At 42.1% G+C, this 24,988-nt stretch carries 24 protein-coding genes and 1 pseudogene; 17 read left to right on the top strand and 8 right to left on the bottom strand.

Annotated features, from left to right (window positions below; all coding sequences use genetic code 11):
- Positions 1-28 precede the first annotated feature (28 nt).
- From rpoD to ACY8D0_RS20005, 5 genes are all read left to right on the top strand, one after another.
- Entirely contained in the window at positions 29-1,177 is a 1,149-nt protein-coding gene (rpoD, locus tag ACY8D0_RS20025) for an RNA polymerase sigma factor RpoD (RefSeq protein ID WP_462412248.1), read from the top strand.
- Positions 1,178-1,683: 506 nt separating this feature from the next.
- Positions 1,684-2,823, top strand: a complete 1,140-nt coding sequence (locus tag ACY8D0_RS20020; RefSeq protein ID WP_462412247.1) for an acyl-CoA dehydrogenase family protein — start codon at positions 1,684-1,686, stop codon at positions 2,821-2,823.
- A gap of 236 nt (positions 2,824-3,059) precedes the next feature.
- A complete protein-coding gene (cccA, locus tag ACY8D0_RS20015; RefSeq protein WP_462412246.1) occupies positions 3,060-3,419 on the top strand; it encodes a cytochrome c550 in 360 nt (119 codons plus the stop codon).
- A gap of 78 nt (positions 3,420-3,497) precedes the next feature.
- The gene (locus ACY8D0_RS20010; protein WP_462412245.1) at positions 3,498-4,217 is read left to right on the top strand and encodes a tRNA (adenine(22)-N(1))-methyltransferase; all 720 of its coding nucleotides are present in this window, start codon (positions 3,498-3,500) and stop codon (positions 4,215-4,217) included.
- Positions 4,204-5,319, top strand: a complete 1,116-nt coding sequence (locus tag ACY8D0_RS20005; protein WP_462412244.1) for a Nif3-like dinuclear metal center hexameric protein — start codon at positions 4,204-4,206, stop codon at positions 5,317-5,319. Before ACY8D0_RS20010 ends, ACY8D0_RS20005 begins: the two co-directional genes overlap by 14 nt.
- Before the next feature lie 47 nt (positions 5,320-5,366).
- Here the strand turns inward: ACY8D0_RS20005 and ACY8D0_RS20000 are convergent, their stop codons facing one another.
- A complete protein-coding gene (locus ACY8D0_RS20000; RefSeq protein ID WP_462412243.1) occupies positions 5,367-6,311 on the bottom strand; it encodes a 4-hydroxy-3-methylbut-2-enyl diphosphate reductase in 945 nt (314 codons plus the stop codon).
- Between the two features lie 328 nt (positions 6,312-6,639).
- Positions 6,640-7,323, bottom strand: a complete 684-nt coding sequence (vrrA, locus tag ACY8D0_RS19995; protein WP_462412242.1) for a VrrA/YqfQ family protein — start codon at positions 7,321-7,323, stop codon at positions 6,640-6,642.
- A gap of 335 nt (positions 7,324-7,658) precedes the next feature.
- Here vrrA and ACY8D0_RS19990 point away from each other — a divergent pair, with 335 nt between their 5' ends.
- Positions 7,659-8,975: a DEAD/DEAH box helicase gene (locus tag ACY8D0_RS19990; RefSeq protein ID WP_462412241.1), complete on the top strand. Its 1,317-nt coding sequence runs from the start codon at positions 7,659-7,661 to the stop codon at positions 8,973-8,975.
- A 22-nt stretch (positions 8,976-8,997) separates the two neighbouring features.
- Complete coding sequence (locus tag ACY8D0_RS19985) at positions 8,998-9,894, top strand: deoxyribonuclease IV (RefSeq protein WP_462412240.1); 897 nt, start codon at positions 8,998-9,000, stop codon at positions 9,892-9,894.
- Between the two features lie 65 nt (positions 9,895-9,959).
- Here the strand turns inward: ACY8D0_RS19985 and ACY8D0_RS19980 are convergent, their stop codons facing one another.
- The gene (locus tag ACY8D0_RS19980) at positions 9,960-10,217 is read right to left on the bottom strand and encodes a DUF2624 domain-containing protein (RefSeq protein ID WP_462412239.1); all 258 of its coding nucleotides are present in this window, start codon (positions 10,215-10,217) and stop codon (positions 9,960-9,962) included.
- Positions 10,218-10,379: 162 nt separating this feature from the next.
- Here ACY8D0_RS19980 and ACY8D0_RS19975 point away from each other — a divergent pair, with 162 nt between their 5' ends.
- The 3 genes from ACY8D0_RS19975 to ACY8D0_RS19965 are packed head-to-tail and all read left to right on the top strand — an operon-like array spanning position 10,380 to position 12,427.
- The gene (locus ACY8D0_RS19975) at positions 10,380-11,147 is read left to right on the top strand and encodes a metal ABC transporter ATP-binding protein (protein WP_462412523.1); all 768 of its coding nucleotides are present in this window, start codon (positions 10,380-10,382) and stop codon (positions 11,145-11,147) included.
- A gap of 1 nt (position 11,148) precedes the next feature.
- Positions 11,149-12,021: a metal ABC transporter permease gene (locus ACY8D0_RS19970; protein WP_462412238.1), complete on the top strand. Its 873-nt coding sequence runs from the start codon at positions 11,149-11,151 to the stop codon at positions 12,019-12,021.
- Positions 12,008-12,427 carry a zinc uptake transcriptional repressor Zur gene (locus ACY8D0_RS19965; protein WP_462412237.1) on the top strand — a complete coding sequence of 140 codons (420 nt, stop codon included), beginning with the start codon at positions 12,008-12,010 and terminating at the stop codon, positions 12,425-12,427. Before ACY8D0_RS19970 ends, ACY8D0_RS19965 begins: the two co-directional genes overlap by 14 nt.
- Before the next feature lie 30 nt (positions 12,428-12,457).
- Here ACY8D0_RS19965 and ACY8D0_RS19960 read toward each other — a convergent pair whose 3' ends face one another.
- Positions 12,458-13,048 (bottom strand): 5' nucleotidase, NT5C type, encoded by a 591-nt coding sequence (locus ACY8D0_RS19960; RefSeq protein ID WP_462412236.1) that lies wholly within the window; start codon positions 13,046-13,048, stop codon positions 12,458-12,460.
- A gap of 423 nt (positions 13,049-13,471) precedes the next feature.
- Between ACY8D0_RS19960 and ACY8D0_RS19955 the strand changes: the two genes are divergently transcribed.
- Positions 13,472-13,795 carry a hypothetical protein gene (locus ACY8D0_RS19955; protein ID WP_462412522.1) on the top strand — a complete coding sequence of 108 codons (324 nt, stop codon included), beginning with the start codon at positions 13,472-13,474 and terminating at the stop codon, positions 13,793-13,795.
- A 51-nt stretch (positions 13,796-13,846) separates the two neighbouring features.
- Here ACY8D0_RS19955 and ispG read toward each other — a convergent pair whose 3' ends face one another.
- From ispG to ACY8D0_RS19935, 4 genes are all read right to left on the bottom strand, one after another.
- Positions 13,847-14,947: a flavodoxin-dependent (E)-4-hydroxy-3-methylbut-2-enyl-diphosphate synthase gene (gene ispG / locus ACY8D0_RS19950; RefSeq protein ID WP_462412521.1), complete on the bottom strand. Its 1,101-nt coding sequence runs from the start codon at positions 14,945-14,947 to the stop codon at positions 13,847-13,849.
- Between the two features lie 113 nt (positions 14,948-15,060).
- Positions 15,061-15,390 carry a LysM peptidoglycan-binding domain-containing protein gene (locus ACY8D0_RS19945; protein ID WP_462412235.1) on the bottom strand — a complete coding sequence of 110 codons (330 nt, stop codon included), beginning with the start codon at positions 15,388-15,390 and terminating at the stop codon, positions 15,061-15,063.
- Positions 15,391-15,491: 101 nt separating this feature from the next.
- Positions 15,492-16,262 (bottom strand): DUF1189 domain-containing protein, encoded by a 771-nt coding sequence (locus tag ACY8D0_RS19940; protein ID WP_462412234.1) that lies wholly within the window; start codon positions 16,260-16,262, stop codon positions 15,492-15,494.
- 117 nt (positions 16,263-16,379) lie between these two features.
- Positions 16,380-17,075, bottom strand: a complete 696-nt coding sequence (locus ACY8D0_RS19935) for a Crp/Fnr family transcriptional regulator (RefSeq protein WP_462412233.1) — start codon at positions 17,073-17,075, stop codon at positions 16,380-16,382.
- A 324-nt stretch (positions 17,076-17,399) separates the two neighbouring features.
- Between ACY8D0_RS19935 and ACY8D0_RS19930 the strand changes: the two are divergent.
- The 6 genes and pseudogenes from ACY8D0_RS19930 to pstA all read left to right on the top strand — a co-directional run.
- Positions 17,400-17,668, top strand: a pseudogene (locus ACY8D0_RS19930) (superoxide dismutase); the annotation flags it as partial.
- A gap of 378 nt (positions 17,669-18,046) precedes the next feature.
- Positions 18,047-19,264, top strand: a complete 1,218-nt coding sequence (locus ACY8D0_RS19925; RefSeq protein WP_462412232.1) for an MFS transporter — start codon at positions 18,047-18,049, stop codon at positions 19,262-19,264.
- Between the two features lie 540 nt (positions 19,265-19,804).
- Positions 19,805-21,916: a peptidoglycan D,D-transpeptidase FtsI family protein gene (locus ACY8D0_RS19920; protein ID WP_462412520.1), complete on the top strand. Its 2,112-nt coding sequence runs from the start codon at positions 19,805-19,807 to the stop codon at positions 21,914-21,916.
- A 243-nt stretch (positions 21,917-22,159) separates the two neighbouring features.
- Complete coding sequence (locus ACY8D0_RS19915; RefSeq protein ID WP_462412231.1) at positions 22,160-23,080, top strand: phosphate ABC transporter substrate-binding protein; 921 nt, start codon at positions 22,160-22,162, stop codon at positions 23,078-23,080.
- A gap of 92 nt (positions 23,081-23,172) precedes the next feature.
- Positions 23,173-24,096 carry a phosphate ABC transporter permease subunit PstC gene (gene pstC / locus ACY8D0_RS19910; protein WP_462412230.1) on the top strand — a complete coding sequence of 308 codons (924 nt, stop codon included), beginning with the start codon at positions 23,173-23,175 and terminating at the stop codon, positions 24,094-24,096.
- Positions 24,093-24,980 (top strand): phosphate ABC transporter permease PstA, encoded by an 888-nt coding sequence (gene pstA / locus ACY8D0_RS19905; protein ID WP_462412229.1) that lies wholly within the window; start codon positions 24,093-24,095, stop codon positions 24,978-24,980. Before pstC ends, pstA begins: the two co-directional genes overlap by 4 nt.
- The last annotated feature ends 8 nt before the right edge of the window (positions 24,981-24,988 follow it).

Below are 24,988 nucleotides of genomic sequence, written 5' to 3'. Positions count from 1 at the left end.
TTGATTTTTGGAAGGAGGGAACTCCCTTATGGCTGCTGAAAAATCAGCCCGCGCTAATGAGGTCGAAAATGAATTGACCCTTGAACAGGTAAAAGATCAATTGACAGAAATGGGGAAAAAAGTCGGCGTTCTTGCCTATGACGATATTGCCGAAAAGATGGCTAATTTTGAATTAGAGTCTGAGCAAATGGACGAATTTTATGAATATCTTGGTGATCAGGGAATCGAATTAGTTGGCGATTCAGATGATGACGATGATGACGATGAAGACGACCCAAGTCTGAATGAAATTGAAAAAGGGGACGAAGATGAGTTTGATTTAAATGATCTTAGTGTTCCGCCTGGAGTTAAGATTAATGACCCAGTTCGTATGTATTTAAAAGAAATTGGCCGAGTTGACTTGCTTTCTGCTGAAGAGGAAATCAGTTTAGCTCATCGAATAGAGCAAGGTGATGAGGAAGCAAAGCGGCGTCTGGCTGAAGCTAACCTCCGTCTAGTTGTTAGTATTGCAAAACGTTATGTAGGCCGTGGAATGTTGTTCCTTGACTTGATTCAGGAAGGAAATATGGGTCTAATCAAAGCCGTTGAGAAGTTTGACTACCGCAAAGGATTCAAGTTCAGTACCTATGCGACATGGTGGATTCGCCAAGCAATTACACGCGCGATTGCTGACCAAGCAAGGACAATTCGGATTCCGGTTCATATGGTTGAGACGATTAATAAACTAATCCGAGTTCAACGGCAATTGCTTCAAGATTTGGGACGTGAACCAACACCGGAGGAAATCGCAGAAGACATGGATTTAACACCAGATAAAGTTCGGGAAATTCTCAAAATTGCTCAAGAGCCGGTATCTCTCGAAACACCAATCGGTGAGGAAGATGATTCACATCTTGGCGATTTCATTGAGGACCAGGACGCTACTTCCCCATCAGAGCATGCGGCCTATGAGTTGTTAAAAGAACAGCTTGAGGATGTGCTTGATACACTCACTGACCGTGAAGAAAATGTTCTTCGCCTCCGTTTTGGCTTGGATGATGGCAGGACACGGACTCTCGAAGAGGTTGGCAAGGTGTTTGGTGTTACCCGCGAACGGATTCGCCAAATTGAAGCAAAAGCATTGCGGAAATTGCGTCATCCTAGCCGTAGCAAGCGCCTAAAGGACTTTTTGGAATAAAATCAACATTCAATAGTTTACTTCGTAATTCGGAGTAAACTTTTTTTTGTCTTCTAATGGGCTTTGTAAAACGATAATGTTGATTTTTAATCGCTGATGATTGGAGCGGATAATCTCGACTCCTGCGTGGTATGGGGCAGGAGAGGCTCTCCGGCACACCCGCGGGTCGTTGAACTTCTTTCGTTGCAATCAACAGCCAAATTTAACAAAGCCTTCTAAAATTAGAAACCTATATTTTCCTTTATTTTACTGAATTGTCTCTCACTTTGCAAATAGGGGAATGGAGTAGAGTAATTTATTTTACAAAAAATTACTATCCCAGAAATTAAAATAGGGGGAACCAAAAGTCTACATCGCTGTTAAATGGCTTTTTTTATTGTCTTTATCCCAAATAAAATTATCCCCAGCTAATACACAATAATTGAAAAATTTATAATTATTGAGAAAATCTTTGTATTGAATATAATAGAATGTAAACGCATTCAGGTAATGGGGGGAGATTAAAAGTGAATTTTGATCTATCATCTGAACAGCAAATGATTAAACAAACCATGCGGGAGTTTGCGGAAGAAGTGGTTGCACCTGGGGTACTTGTACGTGATCGAACCAAGGAATTTCCTTTGGATATTTTTAAAAAACTAGCAGCACTAGGGATGATGGGGCTGCCTTTTCCTGAGAAATATGGAGGGGGAGGAGCCGATACGGTTAGTTTTGCCATTGTGACCGAGGAATTGAGCAGGGTATGTGCCTCCACGGGGATAACCTACTCTGCACACATCTCCTTGGGCGGTGCACCGATTTATTTATTCGGGACTGAGGAACAAAAACAGAAATATTTGACCCCTATCTGCCTAGGGGAGTCATTTGGTTCGTTCGGGCTGACCGAACCCAATGCTGGTTCTGATGCCGGTGGAACGAAAACCACTGCATCACAAGAGGATGATGAATTCGTCATCAACGGAAATAAGTGCTTTATAACCAATGCTAGCCATGCGAAATATTTGGCACTCACGGCCATTACCGGGGAAGCGGAGGGGAAGAAAGAGATTAGCGCTATTATTGTTCCTACGGATGCTAAAGGGTTTACCGTTCTTGCTCAATACGAAAAAATGGGACTGCACTCCTCTAATACAACAGAACTGGTTTTGGAAAATGTAAGGGTCCCTGTCGGTAATATCCTTGGAAGGCGGGGAGCAGGGTTTAAACAATTTCTAGTCACCCTCGATGGGGGAAGGATCGGCATTGGAGCCATGGCTGTTGGGATTGCCCAAGGGGCTTTTGAAAAGGCGTTGGCTTATGCCAAGCAGAGAAAGCAATTTGGCCGTTCGATTTCCTCGTTTCAGGCCATTCAGTTTAAATTGGCCGATATGGCGGTGAAAATTGAGCTAGCCCGAAATATGGTATATAAAGCGGCATGGTTAAAAGACCAGGGCCGGCCGTTTTCCAAAGAAGCGGCTATGTGCAAACTGTATGCATCCGAAATTTGCATGGAAGTAACGAATCAGGCGGTACAGATCCATGGGGGATACGGGTATATGAAGGAATACCATGTAGAGCGAATGATGCGTGATGCAAAGCTTTTGGAAATTGGCGAGGGCACATCGGAAGTGCAGAGGATGGTCATTTCAAGATTAATCGGGTGTTAACCAAGAAAAGCGCAAGCGTCCTGAGCTTGACAAAGCTCAAAGTCGAAATTTATTAACATTTTTCCAAAATAAAAGGGGCTGAATGAGATGATTCAGCCTCTTTTTGATTTATTCTGAAGATTATAGTGATAAAATAAGTTTAGGGCTTTTCCTTCTGTGATTTTTCAAGTAAAATAATAGTTGTTTGTAGACGTTTTATTTAATATTGTTAGTGCGTACATAAGGGAGGTTGTAAGATGAAGCGAAATCCGGTAGTTCCATTTATTCTGATTATGGTTTTTGGGATTGGACTTATGTTTATTCTATCGTTCAAAGGCGTAGGCGATTCGAAGGAACTCGCCAAAGGTGACGAAGGTAACGAAAAAACAGAAGTAGCAGCCTCAAAGCCAGAGGATATTTATAAGTCTACCTGTATTGCCTGTCACGGGGACCAATATCAAGGGGGAATGGGTCCTTCATTAAAAGGTGTTGGCGACAGGTTATCCAAGGATGAAATCAAACAAGTTATTACAAAAGGTAGAGGCAACATGCCGCCTAACCAAGTTAAGGCGGAGCAGGCCGACATGATGGCCGATTGGTTAATGAAATTAAAGTAATACAAAGAAAGGTCCTTTGCATTGAAGGGCCTTTTTTTATACTATGTAACTATACATAATCAAAGTGTGGTGTTTGTTTTGAATTCGGATAAATTATCAGCTCGCTTGGAGGCTGTGGCAACATATGTTCCGAGCGGTGCAAGAATGGCGGATATTGGCTCTGACCATGCCTATTTGCCGTGTTATTTGGCTAAGACAAAGGGAATTCCCTTTGCAGTCGCCGGGGAGGTCGTTGAAGGCCCATTTCAATCAGCCCAAAGAAATGTATTGGCTGAAGGCCTTTCAGATACCATCTCTGTGCGCATGGGCGACGGTTTGGAGGTAATTTCGCCCGGGGAAGTTGATTGTATTACGATTGCTGGCATGGGAGGTGCCCTGATAGCAAGTATTTTAGAAAAGGGCAAAGATAAGCTGGATTCGGTCACGAGGATGATATTACAGCCCAATATTAGTGCTGAGATCATCCGTAAATGGCTTCTGGAAAATAAGTGGGAACTTATCGAAGAGGAGATCCTTGAGGAAGATGGGAAAATCTACGAAATACTTGTAGCAGAAAAAGGGGATCCACTGCGGCCCTACCGCGAAAATAAGGAAGTAGGTCTTTTAATGGGGCCGTATTTGCTAAAGAATCCATCGTCTGCATTCAGAAAAAAGTGGACAGGAGAGATCCGTAATTGGCAGAGGATCTTGGGGCAGATCGACCAGGCTGCTCAAACAGAAGAAACGATGAAAAAAGCGCAAGAATTGGAGCGGAAAAACCAATTGGTTGAGGAGGCATTAAAAGATGAAAACGCCTAACGGACACGAACTGATCCAATTATTTGAGCAATTTTCCCCCAAAGGACTTGCTATGGAGGGAGATAAAATTGGGCTGCAAATCGGACGGCTGAATAAAAAAATCGAACGCGTGATGATTGCTCTTGATGTTCTCGAGAATGTCATTGACGAGGCAATCGAAAACAAAGTTCAGCTCATCATTGCCCATCACCCTCCGATTTTCCGGCCTTTAAAAAATATTAACACGGATACGGTTCAGGGACGGATGATTGAAAAATTACTTAAGCATGATATTGCTGTTTATGCCGCTCATACCAATCTGGACGTGGCCAAGGGAGGCGTCAATGATTGGCTTGCCGAAGCTTTGGGAATAGAGGAACCCCAAGTGTTGGTACCTACTTTTGACGCAAAACTCAAGAAATTGGCAGTATTTGTTCCGGAAAGCCATGCTGACGACATTAGAAGGGCATTGGGCGAGGCAGGTGCCGGTTTTATTGGCCAGTACAGCCATTGCTCGTTTTCTTCTGATGGGACTGGCAGATTTTTACCGGGTGAAGACACCAATCCTTACATTGGGAAACAAGGAAAAATTGAAGCTGTGGATGAAGTGAGAATTGAAACGATCGTCCCCGAGCCGCTTATTAAGAAGACGGTCACCGCAATGATTAAAGCCCATCCATATGAAGAAGTGGCCTATGATTTATACCCACTTGAAAACAAAGGGGAAGTCCTCGGGCTTGGAAGAATTGGCAAGGTCCCGGAAATGACTTTAGGGGAGTTTGCGGAAAAGGTCAAAACGGCTCTTGAGGTAGAAAGGGTTCGCGTAATAGGGGATCTTAATGCGAAGATAAAAAAAGTCGCGGTTTTAGGTGGTGACGGCAATAAATATTATGCTCAGGCAAAGTTTAGCGGGGCCGATGTCTATGTCACAGGGGATATTTACTATCACACAGCCCACGACGCCATGATGCAGGGATTAAACATGATCGACCCCGGTCATAATGTGGAGAAGGTCATGAAAAGAGGTCTGACACAAACCTTGCAAAAAATGTGCCAAGCGGCGGGGTACCAAGTAGAAATATTCCCTTCAGCAGTTAATACGGATCCATTTCAGTTTATTTAAAAAGGTGAAATAGGCAATAAAAAAAGCCGGTCGTGGACCGGCTTTTTTTAATTGCTTTTTTTAACCTTTGGTAAAATTTTTACTAATGGAACCTTTTTCTGTCGTTCCCATGTTGCCTCGTCATTCGAGTCAAATTGCTCTAGGAAAGTTATTACTTCTTTTGTAATTGGTGTTGGGGTGGAAGCCCCGGCTGTAACAGCCACCGTTTTTGCGTTCATAATCCAATCTAGCTGCAACTCGGAAACATCAGCAATCCGGTACGCCTTTGTGCCGGCAATTTCTTCAGAAACTTGCGCCAGGCGATTGGAATTGTTACTTTTCGGGTCACCGACGACAATCGTGACATCCGCTTGCCCTGCTTGCTGGGCAACAGCCTCTTGACGGATTTGGGTAGCATGGCAGATTTCATTAAATACTTCCGCCTGGGGATATTTTTCTTTTACCTTTTCCATGGTATCAGACACATCCCATTGGCTCATCGTGGTCTGATTGGTTACGATTAGTTTATCATACTCCAAATCGAGGGCTTCCACATCACTTGGTTTTTCAACAAGATGGACCATCCCAGGAGCAACACCTAGGGCCCCTTCAGGTTCTGGATGCCCCTTTTTGCCAATATAAATGGTGTGGTACCCCTGCCTGGACTTCTCCTCAATCAAGACATGGGTTTTCGTTACGTCTGGGCAAGTTGCATCAATGGCAACCAAGCTCTTCTGTTTGGCAAGTTCCCTTACTTCCGGAGAAATGCCATGTGCCGTAAAAATGACAGTCCCTTTATCAACTTTTTCAAGGATCTCTTTACGGTTCTTGCCGTCAAGTGTAATAATGCCTTCCTCAGCAAACGCATCGGTAACATGTTTATTATGAACAATCATCCCCAAAATGTAGATTGGCCGGGGCAATGATTTATCTAACGCCGCATTCCTTGCAATCACCATCGCATCAACTACCCCATAGCAGTATCCACGCGGTGAGATTTTTATCACATTCATTAATGAGTCCTCCTAAACAGGTCACTATTTAATAGACTATGTACCCATTATATAAAACTCTTAAAAATAATACAAAGATACATTTTTCCTGTAAGTTGTTTAAAATAAAGGCTCTGTTAATTTTGGCTGTTGATTCACACTTCAGGCGCTTTGCGGACCTTAGGGCGTGCCGGTAAGTCTCCTCGGCTTAAAATGCGCCTGTAGGTCCACCAGCTCCCGTATTTTCGCGGGAGTCTTCGCACCTTCCGCTCCAATCAGCAGAGAGAAAAAAATTACCAATATCGTTTAAAAGAGCTAAAAATAAAAAAGCTGACCTTTGTCAGCCTGATCAAATATACATTTTCGGTACAGAAGTGCCTTTTGGTTTTCTTGCTTCCCTGGTTGGCTGGGACGTTTTCTGTGGAGAGTTTTTTTCTGTTCCCTTGTCTTTTGAATTTCTTGGACTTCTACTGCTTCTTCTTGAACTTTCCTCTTGTGATTCGGTACTTGCCATTTGATTGTCGTCATTGGTTTTTTCTTCCGCGTCCGGAGCGTTTTTGAGACCCCGATACAGCTTCCATAATGCAGGCAAATTCTTAACTAGAGGTCCGTACTGTTGAATCATCGGGGTGATTGTCTGTGCGGTTTTTAATACTTGTTGCGTGTTGTTCAGTATTCCAGCAAGTCCACTGGGATTTGATAAGGATTGCAGTAATCCGCCTCCCGCTGCTCTGCCGGCACCTTGCATCCCCATTACATTGCCGGCGCCCCTCATGGGATTCCCCCTGCCGAGCAGACGTGATAAGAATCCACCACCGCCCATTCCAGGCTGCCTGCCTCCCATCATACCGCCCATAGGACCGGCAGTTGGCCGCATCATTGGATTCCTTCCGGGAAAACCGCTTGGGCCTTGGCCCATCATCGGATTTCCCCCCATAAACATGGGTTGGCCTGGCTGCCTCATTGGACCATTCCCGCCAAAAGGACCTGGCCGCATACCGACCTGCATTGGAAACATTTGTCTTGGCTGCACTCTTTCCCCTCCTTTCTTCGGTTCTATTTCATTCAGCATTGCTTTCTCGTAATTGCCATCCTTCCCAGGAAAATAAGGAAACCACTTGGCAAAAATGCTGTAATCGACTTCTATCTTTATGGTTTACAATATGCTTTTATCCTGTTTTGGTTTAGGTATTCTGCACAAAACAGAAATTAAATTTAGGTTTAAACCGTGTGATTGGAGTAAAAGATGATGAATAGAGATTGTTACTGGAGATTTATCAAGAACTTTACTATAATTACAGGATGGAATTAATATCGGAATCCCCCAAAACGATATTTCAAAAGGACCAGGATTAAAAGGAGAATAATATGATAGAAAATAAATTTGAACGTTTCAAATTCCAGCCGTTTATTTACGAAGCATTGAATCACATGGTTTTTTTTCAGCCAACAGAGATTCAGGAACAGATGATACCACTAGTCTTAAAGGGTGAAAGCGCCATTGGCCAGTCACAGACGGGAACCGGAAAAACAATGGCGTATGCATTGCCGATTCTAGAAGGAATTAATCCTGACCGGCAAGAGGTTCAAGCGGTTATTACAGCACCAACAAGGGAGCTGGCCTCCCAAATCTACCAGCAAATACTAAAGGTGACAGAATATTGCCATCCGGAAAAGTCCATCATGACCAGATGTTACATCGGTGGTACCGACAAGCAACGGACCATCGATAAATTGAAGGTCCAGCCCCATATTGTCGTGGGAACACCGGGAAGAATATATGACCTGGTCCAAGAGCAAGCTTTGTTTGTCCATACTGGGACGATGCTAGTAATTGACGAAGCAGATATGATGCTTGACATGGGATTCATTGAAGACGTTGACCGGGTGGCAGCGAGGATGCCGGAACAACTGCAAATGCTTGTTTTTTCAGCAACCATTCCGGAAAAGCTTAAACCATTCCTAAAAAAATATATGGAAAATCCCAAAACGATTCATATTGAGCCAAAACAAAAAACAGCCGAGCTGTTGGAACATTATTTAATTCCGTCGCGCCATCGCAATAAAAAGGAACTCGTCCGCGAGGCGTTAATCGCCTGCAACCCTTATTTGGCGATTGTTTTTACCAATACAAAAAAAATGGCAGAAGAAGTGGCCGATTATTTAAATGAAAAAGGATTAAAAGTTGGCAGGGTCCATGGTGACTTGTCCCCGCGTGAACGGAAAAAGATGATGAAGCAGATTCAGGATTTGGAATTTCAATATATTGTGGCAACGGACTTGGCTTCAAGAGGTATTGATATTGAGGGCGTCAGCCATGTGATTAACTATGAGCTTCCTTCCGACCTGGATTTTTATGTCCATAGAGTTGGACGGACAGCACGTGCAGGAAGCAAAGGAACTGCCCTGACTGTCTATGATTTATCTGACGAGGATGCGTTAAACCGCCTTGAAAAAATGGGGATCACCTTTAAAAATGTCGATTTGAAAAATGGTGAATTTATCGAGCTGGAGGAGCGCAATCGAAGAAAGACACGGAAAAAACCCGAAGAGCAGGAGGACCATTTGATTAAGGCGATAACCAAGAAGCCGAAACAGGTCAAGCCGGGCTATAAAAAGAAACAGCAAGCGGAAATTGATAAAATTAAAAAAAGACAAAGAAGACTGAAGGCGAAAAAGAAATAATCAGGAAATGGGGAGGAAACACATGCTTAAAATCGGTTCGCATGTATCCATGAGCGGCAAAGACATGCTATTGGCTGCCAGCCAGGAAGCAGTTGCTTATGGGTCAAATACGTTTATGATTTACACAGGGGCGCCACAAAACACAAGAAGGAAAAAAATCGAAGATCTGAATATTGAAGCGGGCAGAAAGCACATGGAGGAACATGGGATTGAGGAAATCGTCGTCCATGCCCCTTATATCATCAATATTGGAAATACAACTAATCCGGATACCTTTGAACTGGGAGTACGGTTTCTTCGCACGGAGATTGAGAGAACAGAAGCAATCGGTGCCAAGCAAATTGTGCTGCATCCTGGTGCCCATGTAGGTGCGGGGACAGAAGCAGGAATAAAGAAAATCATTGAAGGTTTAAACGAAGTGCTGACAGGCAAGGAACAAGTTCAAATTGCCTTGGAAACAATGGCCGGAAAAGGCTCAGAGTGCGGCAAGGCGTTTGAGGAACTGGCGATGATTATTGATGGGGTTGACCATAATGACAAGCTTTCGGTTTGTTTCGACACCTGTCATACCCATGATGCTGGATACAATGTAATCGAGGATTTTGATGGGGTATTAAATGAGTTTGATAAAATCATCGGCTTAGAAAAGCTGAAGGTGCTTCATATTAACGACAGTAAAAATGTTTTGGGGGCGCGGAAGGACCGGCATGAAAATATCGGCTTTGGCCATATTGGATTTAAAGCATTAAATTACGTCGTGCATCATCCCCAGTTAATGGATATTCCGAAAATCTTGGAAACACCGTTTGTCGGAGAAGATAAAAATAATAAGATGCCGCCGTACAAACATGAAATTGCCATGCTGCGCCATCAGGAGTTTGACGAAGATCTGTTAAATAAAATCATGCAGGACCAGTAATTTTCTGGTCTCAAAGTTACTTTCATGCCATAAGTTAAAAGCTGTGCCATCTGCACAGCTTTTAACTATTTTTTAACTAAACCATTGAATAACTTATTCACTTCCCGTGCTGTTTCAGGGCCGGCTGCTTTGGCAATTTCCCGGATTAATCGAGCACGCTCGGCATCATCAAATAGATTGATTTTTTTACCTTTTAAGTATTCGACAATTTTCACTGCCTGCTTTCGGGTTACTGTTATATTAAACTGATCGGCATACTTTAATAGCTCTTCCGCAGTGATGGTATTAATCTTATGATTGATGATATTTTCAAATATGTTCAACGGTATCACTCCTCCATGCTAATGTATGAAGGCAGGGAAAGAGTGTGACAGCAAAGCAGTGAATAGCGGAAAAGTGTAGCCTGCTTTACAATTTATTTTAGCTATTGTATACTACTTGAGTTAAATCGGAATGATTCTTAAAATTAAAGCGAGTGAGCAATGATGTCATCGATAATCGAGATAAAACAATTATCCTATCGCTATGATAAGGATACAGTACTTGAAAATATTAATTTGTCAGTGTCAAAAGGTTCATTTTTAGCCATTGTTGGTCCGAATGGTTCGGGAAAATCAACTTTGTTAAAATTAATACTTGGATTGCTGAAGCTGCAAAGAGGGGAAATACGATTATTTGGGCAAGACATCAACAAATTTAAAGACTGGCAAAGAATCGGCTATGTCTCCCAAAAAGCGAATTCGTTTAATACCGATTTTCCGGCTACCGTATTTGAGGTGGCTGCCAGTGGGTTAACAAAACGCATCGGAATGTTCCGGTCGTTTAAAAAGGAACATGTCGGCAAGGTTTTAGATGCATTAGAGGCAGTTGGCATGAAGCAGTTTAAAAACCGGAATATTGGCGAACTGTCAGGTGGCCAGCAGCAGCGTGTATTTATCGCAAGAGCTTTAGTAAGTGAGCCACAGTTGCTTATCCTGGATGAACCAACTGTTGGAGTAGATGCGGAAAATGTAAATACTTTTTATCAAATGCTGGACCAACTAAATAAAAACCGCGGAATTACCTTAATGTTAGTCACCCACGACATAGGAACGGTTTCCGATAAAGTATCCCACGTTGCTTGTTTAAACAAACATTTGCATTTTCATGGTGATACAGAGGAGTTTGAGCAGTTGAAAATGGATGATATGTCCAAACTGTATGGCCATGATGTGCAATTACTTACTCATCAACACGAGTACAGGGGGCGATAAAATGATTGCAGGGTTGTTTCATTATGAGTTTTTACAGAATGCCTTTCTGACAGGGATATTAATTGGAATTATCGCCCCGTTGTTGGGAGTTTTTATCGTCGTCCGGAGGTTATCTTTAATAGCGGACGCACTTAGCCATGTCACACTTGCAGGTATTGCTGCCAGCTTGTTGTTGGAAAGTAATGTTGCCGCGTTAACCGGTTTAAACCCGATTTATATGGGGATGGTTTTTTCAGTCGGGGGTTCTTTGTTCATAGAAAAACTTAGAGAGGTCTATAAGTCGTATCAGGAGCTGGCGATCCCCATTATTATGTCCGGAGGCATTGGACTGAGTGTTATTTTTATTTCACTGGCAAACGGCTTTAATACGGACCTATTCAGTTATTTATTTGGCAGTGTTTCAGCCGTAAGCCGTACGGATTTATTTGTCATCCTGATTATCAGCATAGTGGTTATTGTGTTAATCCGGCTGCTTTTTAAAGAATTATTTATTTTATCTTTTGATGAAGAATATGCAAAAGCTTCAGGTATTGCTGCAAAATCCATCCATTTTATCTTTATTGTAATGGTCGCTTTAGTGATTGCTGCATCGATGAGAATTGTCGGGATTTTACTCGTATCATCGTTAATGACTCTGCCAGTTGCCGCAAGTATTCGGATAGCCAAAGGATTTAAGCAAACGATTTTTTATTCGATTCTGTTTGGGGAAATCTCCGTATTGGGAGGGCTCATCATTTCTTATTATGTGGATCTTGCTCCTGGCGGTACCATTGTCATGCTGGCTGTCCTTATTTTAATTTTTACCATTATCATTCGAAAAGTTAAGGCAAAACAATACAGCTTAGAGGAGGCTTTGCCAGGTGAACGTTCATGAAGCCATCCAACATTTAAAGGATCACGGTTTTAAGCAGACTGGAAAAAGGGAAGATATGCTTCAATTGTTTGCCGTCAGCGATAAATATTTAACCGCCAAAGACGTTTTCGATCAATTAAAGGATGATTACCCGGGCCTAAGTTTTGATACGATATATCGGAATTTAGCCCTGTTTGTTAACATGGAAATTTTGGAGATGACCGAACTATCTGGGGAAAAGCACTTCCGGTTTACCTGCTCAGGCGATCATCATCACCACCATTTTATTTGCCTGGACTGTGGAAAAACTAAAGAGATTGAGACGTGTCCAATGGATACCATTAATGAGAACTTAAAGGGGTACGATATATCCGGCCACAAATTTGAAATATACGGGCGTTGTCCCGATTGTATCCATACGAGATAAAAAAACCAGCTATGCTAGCTGGTTTTTTTATTATATGGAACTCTGGTGCACCATCTGTTTTTTTAACCAGTGCTGAACCCAAAGATTGGCCTCGTGCCAATTATTGACACGAATCACCCCCTCCGGTATGGGATCCTGGTTATAGGGTGTATTGAATAAAACAACAGGAATGTTGCAGCTTTCATGTATCATTATGGCATTATCATGTTTATCCTCAAAGAACAAATCAACCTTGAACTTTTTGGCAGCTTCAATTTTATCATGGGAACCAATAAGTTCAATATGGTCAAATCCGACCCCATGACACCGAAACCATTCTTCCGTTACACCCCGTAAATGGGGTCCACGAGCACTAATATAAAACAACTCAAATTGATGTTTCCATCCGGTTAATACCTCTTTGGCCCCTTTTGCTAACGGTGAGCCTTCATAAATCAACGGCTCATTTTCTGTAAACCATCGAGAAAAAACCTTCTCTGGCACGTTAACAAAAGGAGTCAAATCGTATTCGTTAACTTCCTCATAGGTAAGGTTGAGATCAAATGCTTGATTAATAAACGGGATCATTGACGTGGGACAGGTAACTGTCCCATCGATATCAATTCCAAATCTTTTTTTCATGGCAATTCACCTTCATGTGGCAGCAGATATTCTGGATAGCTTTATTTTATCAAATCTTACGTTCCAATAAAGAAGAAAATGATTAGCAAATTATCTCGTGATAAACAGCACTTTCCTATTTAAGAAAACATTCACATAGTAAAAGCACGAGGAAAGCAAACAATAATTAATGCTCCTATTACTGAAAGCGAGGGATATTAGATGGCAGATGAAAGAGACGCTAAAGTGCAGGAAGCTCTTCAAAGTTCCAATATTGGACAAGATATTCCCAATTTCCCTTCAGATTTCAGGGAAGAGACTGCTTCAGAAGTCGCGACACCTGTCACTAACCAATCTTCAAAATATAAAGAAGAAACGGCAGGAGAATTTGGTGTCTCTCGTCCATTAAGGGTTTCCCTAAAAAAAGACGAGCCAGCTTCCCAAATTGGAGCATCGGTTCCGATTCGGTCACGGTACAAGGAAGAGCACGCTGCTGAGATTGCAGCACCCGTGCCGGTTTCCCGCCGTATCACGCAATCGACGGAAAACAATAACCAAAAAACTAAAACTGCGGCAAGTGGTCTAGGTACTCTCGCCATAGTACTTTCCATCTTATCACTATTTGTGATGCCAATTCTTTTTGGCGCTGCAGGTATTATATTAGGATTTGTCGCAAGAAGAAGGGGTGCCGACACACTTGGCGCCTGGGCAATCGGGATTGGCGCGGTATCGATTATCATCGGTATCTTTATTCTCCCGTTCTTTTAAACATATAGGAGCGACAAGAAACCCGGTAAAGCTACCGGGTTTCTTTCTTCATTATTTTTGGGCAGCAGCCTCTGCCTCTTTTTTCTTAAAATATTCTTCAGCTACTTGGTCAATTTCTTTCTTTAATTCCTCAACCATTTTTTCTTCAGGCACTTTACGGACAATCTGGCCTTTTCTGAATAGCAGGCCTTCACCGCGGGCGCCGGCGATACCGATATCGGCTTCACGGGCTTCTCCAGGTCCGTTAACGGCGCATCCAAGCACTGATACTTTAATTGGGGCTTTGATGTTCTGGATATATTCCTCCACTTCGTTCGCAATACTAATCAAGTCGATTTCAATCCGTCCACATGTTGGGCAGGATATCAAGGTAGCTGCGTTTGAAGAAAGACCAAATACTTTTAACAATTCACGGGCAACCTTTACCTCTTGAACAGGGTCGGCGCTTAAGGACACACGAAGTGTGTTCCCGATTCCTTTGTTGATGATAGCCCCTAAACCGGCAGCACTCTTAACGGTACCGGAAAACAGGGTCCCCGACTCGGTTATGCCTAAATGCAACGGATAATCAAAGGCCCGTGCCGCTTTATCGTAGGCCTCAATGGCCAAATTGACATCGGAAGCTTTCATTGAAACAATGATATCGTGGAAATCCAAATCCTCTAAAATCTTGATATGATGGAGGGCGCTTTCGACCATTCCATCGGCAGTCGGATAACCGTATTTATCAAGAATCCGTTTCTCTAGGGAACCGGCATTGACACCGATACGAATGGGAATGCCCCGTTCCTTGGCAGCTTTAACGACCGCTTCCACCTTTTCTTTTCGCCCGATGTTACCAGGGTTGATTCTGATTTTGTCAGCGCCGCCTTCGATTGCTTTCAGCGCTAATCGATAATCAAAATGAATGTCAACCACCAGCGGGATATTAATTCTCTTTTTGATTTCAGGAATCGCATTGGCAGCCCGCTCATCAGGGCAGGCTACACGAACAATCTGGCAGCCAGCATCTTCCAAACGTTTGATTTCGGCAACCGTCGCATCCACATCATGGGTTTTAGTTGTTGTCATGCTTTGTATGATAATTTCATTATTCCCGCCAATTGTTAGGTTGCCCACCTTAATCGGCCGGGTTTTTGAACGATGTATAATTTCACTCACGTGTTATTCGCTCTCCTTCAAGCTGGATTCGAAATGATATAGATAATCCGAATTAATTGTAACAGCCTTTTGCTAATTTTGACAAGAACAAGGATTTATCCTCCTTATTTTGAGTAATCAGGAAAATGATATGTAGAACCAATTTGGATTTTTTCTGGGGATTCTCCTGGATTTAATTGCTCAAAGTCTTCAATTAGTGCTGAAATGGATACTGGCAGTTCCTTATCAATATGATGTTCCACGATGGAAATCACCGTTTCGCCAGGTTTTACTTTAGCCGAAAAGGATGGGATTTCCGTTTCGGGTTCGACAGTGTAGGCAGCATTTACTTCTGTTGTTTCTGGAGAGGACTTCCCTAGCGTACCAACAGTTAAATCAAAATAAATGACATATATAATTAAAATAGCGATCAACAGCCCTATAAGTTTTTTCATTAGGCAGGCCCCCAATATAAATGTTTGTACATTCGTATGCTTGTCCGCCACTTAATAGAACCAAAAAAGAAAAAAGCATCCGTCAATGGATGCTTGGTCACTTAACTTTTTTCAGCTTTGGGAACTTCGTTGATGGCTAAGAATAAGACGAGCAGAACCACTAGCCAGTTTATACCGAAACTGTTGGGCACAGTTGTCTTTAAGGCTGCCATAATGGTAAAAAATAGTGTCGGCAGTGTCTCGCTATAGGCGGCCATTCTCCATAGCTGGCCGTAATTCAATTCTCTGCCGGCCAGGTTTTTTATCAATAAGCCGAATAAAGCAGCAATTGAAATTTCAATGAAACTCATCACACTAGAGAACAGGAAGGCAAGAACAATGAGGATGGTTATGATGACACCCTTTAGCCCTGAAATGTATTCGACAAAGCTCAAAAGGTCTTCTTTTGAAAGTGTTAATCCAGGCATCATCGAATAAGGCGATGATTCCGTTTGGCCCCCTGAAGCAATAACAAATTGATCTTTTAGCAATGCGAAAGCATTTGTTTCATCCGATACATCGTCTTCAGAAACCGCTCCGGTAGGGTCAATAATAAAGGTAATATGGTTTTTATTCAAAATAACCGGGACTTCCGTGTCCGCTGTAAGCTGGCCATCCTCAATCATAAAATCGGGGGCTTCTTTTTGCAAAAGCGATTCTGCCTTATCCATTCCTTCTGTGAGGGTTGTTGATAAATAAATAATCGATGGGAGCACCGAGATGAACGTAAGCAGAAAAACGTAACCAATGGTCTTGCCTATTCCTTGGGACCGAAAGGATGCAATATCTTTTGGAGAATAGATACTTCTAAATAATTGTTTGAAAAGATTCATAATGACCACACCTAACTATAGTTTCATCATTCTATTGTAGCCGTAATAAATCCCTTATACAAGAAACGATTAAAAAGGAAGCATATACTCTTTCAAGAAGGCTGTTCTTAGACCTGATTAGTTTAATCCACAAATTTCAGAGGAGCAGTTTTGGCAGTCAACTGCCATTTTTAAATAGTTAAGATTTTTTACGGTAAACATTTGATTTTCATAAGAAATCACGTCTTTTTCCCGTAATTCCTTCAAAGCGCGCTGTATTACTTCACGTGTCCCGTAGGTTAAATTGGCCAATTCTTGGTGCGTCAACGGTAAATCAATTAATATACCGTCTTTTGTCATCACACCGAAAGAATTGCACAAACGGATTAGCATCGAGTAGAGACCGCCTTTTTTGCCATTCATGATTAAGTCTTGGCATTTCATTTGAGCTTTTATATAGCCTGTTGACATCCAGGAAACAAATTGGCTCATGGCTCCACTGTCTGTCTCGATAAACTTCTCAAAATCCTCCCTTTTGATGGCAAGGATTTCACAATCCGTAATGGCTTTTGCAAAAAACTGATAATGAGGGTGGGATTTAAACAATTGATATTCTACAATTAACTCTTCATTGTTTAAGATTTTTAAAATAAATTCCTTGCCCCTTAAATGGACCCGCCCAAGAGCAATGCTGCCGTTAAGCAAAAGATAAACATATTTTGCTGGGTCTTTTTCTTGAAAGAGGACTGCACCTGCTTTAATACTTTGAATTGGCTCCGTTTTTTGAAAAAAATCATGCAATATATGATAGATTGAAATGCTGCCAATCTGCATGTCTAACACTTCCTTTACACTCTTCTAGCTTGATTAAATGGAATATTGAGCGTCCTGTCAATATGGTGTTTACATAAAATGGAAGCGAATGCGACGGCATATGACAAAAATCGTTGACAGGATAGGTTTTTCTTGTTCTTGACAACTTTTCGAAACTTTCAAGCGGAACATTATGGATAAAATAAGCAGCATCCAGAATCTGGTATACAGACAATTTTGACAAGCATGAATACTGTAAATTGGTTGAAAAAAATTGGCCGATTTTGGTATTTTTTAAATAAAGCTTTAGAACTAAATTTTTCCTTTTAGTTGCTAGCGCCAAATAAATTTGGCAGCTTTGATGCATTCAAAGAAGAGTTCACTAAAGCAGCAACCAGACGTTTCGGTTCGGGCTGGGCATGGCTTTCAGTTAACAATGGTGAACTTGAAGTATCCAGCACGCCTAACCAAGACTCTTTATTAATGGAAGGTAAAACCCCTATCCTAGGTCTTGATGTTTGGGAGCATGATCAAAAAAACGCCCTGATTAAATTTGCGCGTTCTGGAACGTGGGAAACTGGGATGAGGCAGCAAAACGTTATAACGCGGCAAAATATGGAATAACAGAAAATGAAAAAGGCAGCCAAAAGAGGCTGTCTTGTTTATTTGGCTCTGTTAAGAGATAATGTTGGTTACGCTTTGTTGATTGGAGCGGATAACCTCGACTCCTCGAAAATCTTCAATCATGCTATCGCATAGTGCGATGTTATTTCTGGATGTTCTCCTTGTGCTATCGCATTTACACTTCGTGGGTGGGCAGATCTGAGGAAGAATTTCAGTGTCCTGCGGAGTACGAGGCTCCCCGGCACGCCCGTATAAAGCGGGTGCCTGGAGCGGAAATCAACTGCAATTTAGCAGAGCTTTTACTTAAAAAGATGAATAAGAACATACCCCCTGTAAAAGACTACTCATTAAGACAAAGGGGAGTTTTTATGGGAAAGAAATTAAAGATTCTGGGTGACATTGAACTAACAAAAGATTTATCTCTTTTATTGTTAATCGGAGGGTTATATTCGTTAAGTGCTGCTTTATCGAATACCTTTGTTAACATTTACTTGTGGAAACAAACGGGGGAGTACTCTGATATTGCCCTCTATAATTTATCTATTGTTGTCCTTCAGCCTCTGACCTTCATACTGGCGGGACGTTGGGCAAAGAAAATTGATCGGGTCATTGTGCTTCGGGTTGGAGTCATTTTTTTAACGCTTTTTTATATTGCGGTACTATTGGCAGGTACTAACGCGGCTAAATATTTACTTCTTTTGGGAGGTTTGCTGGGTGTCGGGTACGGTTTTTACTGGCTTGCCTACAATGTGTTAACTTTTGAAATTACGGAACCGGAGACTAGGGATTTTTTTAACGGGTTTTTAGGAATTCTATCTTCTTTAGGCGGGATGGTGGGACCGATTGCCGCAGGGTTTATTATCACCCGGTTCGCAAAGTTTACCGGCTATACCATTGTGTTTGGCCTCTCTCTTGGGCTATTTGCGCTGGCAGTATTCTTAAGTTTTTCCTTAAAGCCAAGGCCTGCAAAAGGACAATATTGCTTTAAGCGGATAATGGAAGAACGGAAACATAATGAAAATTGGCGTCTCGTAACGAATGCCCACTTTTTCCAGGGCTTAAGAGAAGGGACGTTTTTATTTGTCATATCTGTTTTCGTTTATATCTCGACAGGAAGTGAAATGGCTTTAGGGACATACGGTCTGATTAATTCAGGAATTTCGTTTGTTGCCTATTATTTTGCCTCAAGGCTGATTAAAAAGAGCCACAGAAAAAAGGCCATTCTAATCGGCGGGCTTTTACTATATGTCGCTGTTCTGTTCATTGTGTGGGATGTAAATTATGCCAAGTTGTTACTTTATGCCGGCTTGATTGCCATTGCTTACCCTTTGCTTTTGGTACCGTATATTTCAACTACATATGACGTGATTGGAACAGGCTGGAAAGCCGCTGAAATGAGGATTGAATATATTGTCGTCCGCGAGCTTTTCCTTAATATCGGAAGAATTGTTTCGATCCTTGCATTTTTGGCATCCATCTTATTATTTGACGCAGAAAAAAGCTTGCCGATTTTGCTGCTCCTGTTAGGTGCCGGTCACACTGTTATTTACATGTTTATGAAAAGAGTACAATTGCCCGCAACATAAGACGATGAGCTTCTTTTAGTCATCGTCTTTTAAAATTGGCCCCGGAAACCGGGAATGCTACTTACCAAGGAGCTTTTGCTTTTCTTGTAGTTTAAGTAATTGTGCAAATCTTTGAGAAATGTCCAGCTCCAGCCCCTTAGTGTCTAGTGTCCTTCGCTCTTTGTGTTTTCTTTTGTTAATTGGATTTTATTTTACTCCCTAATTTCCGAACGCATAAGTTCAACTACGCCTCATGAACCGCCTGCCAGCTTGCCAATCGGTGAGTTTACACTTATCTCAGTTGGAGAGCCTCCACAAAGGAAAGCTTCGGGAGCATAAGCATCGCACGAAGGAAAAACGTTAGCTTTTTCGAGGAGGCCATACAACACTGATCAGGGCACTTCCGCTTTTCTATCAAAAATGGTAAGTGTTCCTCGTAGAAAAATGCTGCTTATTCATATACAATAGTTACTGTTATGTTCATGCCCTGAAATATGGAGGTGCACTTAGGTATTGAATACAAAGAAAAAGAAGAAAACGAAGGTACCGTTTCGTTTAAATATGTTGTTTTTTGCCGTGTTTTTACTCTTCTCGATCCTTATTCTCCGGCTTGGAGAACTGCAAATTGTATTTGGTGAGGATTTTAAACGGGAAATTCAACGAACGGAGGATGTAACGGTTAGTAACCCTGTACCTAGAGGTAGAATGGTCGACCGAAACGGTAAGGTGATTGTTGATAATACGCCGTTAAACGCAATTACCTACACGAAGGAATCAGACACAACTACAAAGGATATGCTTGAAACCGCTGAGAAGCTTGCAAAACTAATTAATCTAGATGCTTCAAAGATCCCCGAACGGGATAAAAAAGATTTCTGGATCTTAATCCATCCGGAAAAAGCAAAGAAAAAAATTACCGATAAAGAATGGGTTAAGCTTGACCAAAAAAAGCTGGATGATGAACAAATCTATAATCTTCAGCTTGATAGAATTACAGATGAGGATTTAAATAGTCTTTCCCCGCAAGAGTTAGAGACTTGTGCCATTTGGCGCGAAATGAACAGCGGTTATGCACTGACCCCGCAAATTGTAAAAAATAAAGACGTTACTCCGGAAGAATTTGCTGCCGTCAGCGAAAATTTGGAGAATCTGCCGGGAGTGGATACCACAACTGACTGGGATCGGAGTTATGTCTTTGGTGATACGCTAAAGTCAATTTTAGGCGAGGTTTCTTCATCTGAATCAGGGTTGCCTAAGGAACAATTGGAAAGTTATCTGGCCAAAGGCTACAGCCGGAATGACCGTGTAGGGAAAAGTTATCTCGAATTAAAATATGAAGATGTTCTGCATGGGGAAAAGGCTAAAGTCAAAAATGTCACGGATAAAACCGGTAAGGTATTGTCCACAGAGGTCATTTCGGAAGGCCAGCGTGGAAAAGATTTGATGCTTACCATCGATATGGATTTGCAGGCACAGGTTGACAAGATTGTTGAAGAAGAAATGTGGAAGGCCAAACAAAATCCCAATACGGGCCTTATGGACCGGGCGTTTGTTGTAGTAATGAACCCTAAAACCGGTGAGATATTGTCCATGTCGGGTAAACAGCTAGTCAAAAACAAAGAAACAGGCAAACTCGAGATGCGGGATTATGCCCAAGGTAATATTACAACATCTTATAACGTGGGTTCCGCAGTAAAAGGTGCTACGATTTTAACCGGATATCAAACCGGCGCTATTAAGCCTGGGTCTACCCAACTCGATGAACCATTGGTCATTAAAGATACACCGGTGAAAAAATCCTGGAAAACCTTTGGCACAATTAATGATTTAAGGGCACTTCAAGTCTCTTCTAACGTTTATATGTGGAAAACAGTCATTGCACTGGCACACGGCCAATATGTCGCAAATCGTCCACTGGTGTTGGATGAGGATTATGGATTTGATACCATGAGAAAAAGCTTCAGTCAATTTGGCCTTGGGGCGCGAACAGGAATTGACCTGCCGAATGAAACAACCGGATTTCCGGGTTCTGCGAAAACGTCAGGTTTACTTCTTGACCTAGCCATAGGACAGTACGATACCTATACTCCAATGCAGCTTGCCCAATATGTGGCTACAATTGCAAACGGAGGTAATCGAATTCAGCCGCATCTTGTCAAAGAAATTCGGGACCCTAGTGAGGACACAAATGAATTAGGTCCGATTGTTGAAGAAATTCAGCCAAAGGTTCTGAATCGGCTTGATATGAAAGAAGACTGGATTAAACGAGTTCAAGAAGGATTTCGGATGGTTATGCAGGTTGGTGATGGTACAGGAGTAGGTTACTGGAAAAGTGCCACTTACAATCCTGCGGGTAAAACAGGGACCGCAGAAGCCTTTTATGACGGTTCTGACAAATCAAAACGTGGTACACCAGTATGGAACTTGAGCTTGGTCAGCTTTGCTCCATATGATGATCCGGAGGTATCCTTGGCTGTTGTGGTTCCATGGGCTTACCAAGGAAGTGGACCTAGTATCAACCACTCAATTGGGCGCAGGGTTATGGATGCCTACTTTGATTTAAAGAAAGCGCGGGCAAATCCTGCAACTGCCGACGTTGCGGGGCAAAACATAGATAGTAGTACTCCTGTAGAAACTGTACCTACAGCTGAAACAACAGAACAGACTGAGTAATAAGCGACACTTGTCTCTAAATGAGACAGGTGTTTTTTTTATAAACTTAATAGTTTACAGTGCAATATTATTCTTTCCAATCGAAACAATGAAGTTATCTTTGGACCCCTTAATTTACAAAATCTCCACACAACTTTACAAATCCTTTACATTCCATTAAAACTCGATTAACACTTCTCTATTATTCTAATTATGTAAGGAAGGTTGTTAAATAACCACCAAATCTTAGGGGGAATAACAGAAATGAAAAGCTTGAAAAAAGTAAGCCTATTTTCACTGTTCGCTGCTTTATCTATATTTACAGCAGCTTGTGGAGGCGGAGCATCTAATGACGCTGCAAATGGTTCAGACAACACTAAAACCGAAGAAAAACAAGAACTTTCAGGTTCATTAACAATATCCGGATCATCGGCAATGCAGCCATTAGTTGCAGCAGCCGCTGAAGAATTTATGGCAGAAAATCCAAAGGTTGATATTCAAGTAAATGCTGGTGGATCTGGGACAGGCTTATCGCAAGTATCTGAAGGTTCCGTTCAAATTGGTAACTCTGACGTCTTCGCTGAAGAAAAAGAAGGTATCCCAGCAGAAGAAATTGTTGACCATAAAGTAGCCGTAGTTGGTATGACTGCAGCTGTTAACCCTAAAGTAGGAATTGATGAGATTTCTAAAGAAGATCTAATTAAAGTATTTACCGGAAAAATCACTAACTGGAAAGAGCTCGGCGGAAAAGATCAAAAAATCGTTCTTGTAAACCGTCCTGACTCCTCTGGTACACGTGCGGTATTCAATAAATTTGCCCTAGACGGCGCAACACCGGCTGAAGGGATTACGGAAGATTCTTCAAACACAGTTAAAAAAATCATTGCTGAAACAGACGGAGCAGTCGGTTATCTTGCATTCTCGTACTTCACTGATGACACTGTAACCCCACTTGCAATCGATGGTGTGGAAGCTACAGCAGAAAATGTACAATCCGGAGAATTCCCAGTGTGGGCTTATCAACACTCTTATACAAAGGGTGAGCCTGATGGTTTAGCCAAAGCGTTCTTAGACTATATGATGTCAGATGAAATTCAAAACAGTTTATTAAAAGAACAAGGTTATCTGCCTGTAACAAAGATGAAAGTAGAACGCGATGCAGAAGGCAAACAAAAAGACATTTAATTCATAAACAACTGTGTGACGACAAAAAAAGAGGGGGTAAATGCGATGTGCGTTTACCCTATTACGACGTATTCAGAGGAGTTTGGTTAATTATGGAAAAACTTCTTCCAGCAAAAGATAGATTGTTAAAATCAAAGAGCAGCAGGCCGGATGGGGAGCTTCGCGGCAAAATTATTGTGATATTGTGCGCAGTCATTATGATATCTGCGACAATCGCCATCACTATTTTTCTGGGCACAAAAGGTTTGCAGTCCTTCATAAAAAATGGGGTCAGTATCATCGAGTTTATTACCAGTACAAAATGGAACCCAACCGATCAAGCAAACCCGGCGTATGGTGTTCTCCCATTCATATTTGGCTCCTTTGCTGTCACATTTTTAGCCGCTCTGGTTGCCGCACCCTTAGGAATTGGCGGAGCCATTTTTATGACGGAAATCGCTCCATCGTGGGGGAGAAAAATTCTTCAGCCAGTGGTGGAACTGCTGGTTGGTATCCCGTCTGTTGTTTATGGCTTCATCGGGCTATCGGTTTTAGTGCCGTTTATTCGGGAGAATGTCGGCGGATTAGGTTTTAGTTTGCTCTCTGGGATGATTGTGCTCTCCATTATGATACTACCCACCATTACGACCATTGCTACAGATGCCATCAGTTCACTTCCGAACCATCTTCGCGAAGGATCTTATGCACTAGGTGCAACCAGATGGCAGACGATACGAAAGGTGCTGATTCCTGCTGCAATGCCATCATTATTAACGGCCATCATACTTGGAATGGCACGGGCATTCGGGGAGGCACTGGCTGTGCAAATGGTCATCGGAAACGTTAGGGATTTGCCATCAAGTATCTTGGATGCCTCTGCAACATTAACAACCATTATTACATTAAATATGGGTCATACCACTTATGGCAGCGTGGAGAATAACACCTTGTGGTCGATGGGTCTCATTTTATTAATTATGTCCTTCGCGTTCATTCTCCTGATTCGTTATCTTTCGTCAAGGAGGAAATTACGATGAATAGTAAAACAGCAGATCGAATAGCCACAGGGGTTTTTATCCTGATAGCTACTGTAATCGTTGCAATACTTGCCGGTTTGTTTTTCTATATTTTTATTAATGGATTTAAGCATATTTCCTTCGAGTTTTTAACAACCCCTTCCAGTAATGTACGGGCAGGCGGAGGAATTCGCGATCAATTATTTAATTCCTTTTATATTTTGCTCATCACCATGTTAATAACCGTTCCTATTGGAATAGGCGGCGGGATTTACATGGCTGAATATGCAAAGCCCGGAAAGATTACAGATCTCATCCGGACCTGTATTGAAGTTTTATCTTCATTACCCTCCATTGTTATTGGTATGTTTGGTTTACTGATGTTTGTAAACACTACTGGCTGGGGTTATACCATTTTAGGAGGCGCTATGGCCCTGACGGTATTCAATCTTCCAACGATAGTGCGAACGACGGAGGATGCGATTCGTTCAGTGCCTCGTGATTTAAAAGAGGCAAGCCTTGCCCTAGGAATAACTCGTTGGCATACGATTAAAACGGTCATCTTGCCGAGTGCATTTCCCTCCATTTTAACAGGTGCCATCCTTGCTGCTGGACGGGTATTTGGTGAGGCGGCCGCTCTATTATTCACTGCCGGGTTGTCAACGCCAAGACTGGACTATACTAATTGGAATCCTTTTTCAGAACAATCACCATTGAATATCTTCCGCCCTGCCGAGACGCTCGCGGTTCATATATGGTCTGTGAATACCCAGGGATTGATCCCTGATGTAGACGAAGTTTCAAGTGGTTCAGCTGCCGTTCTTGTTATTTCTGTCTTGATTTTCAATTTGGCGGCCCGCTGGATCGGAAGTATCATTCACAAGCGGGTAACTGCAACTAAATAAAAAGGTGG

It is taken from the genome of Neobacillus camarae (assembly GCF_054950115.1).
The sequence above is the reverse complement of the archived record's forward strand: the minus strand, read 5'-3'. Positions and strand labels throughout refer to the sequence as shown.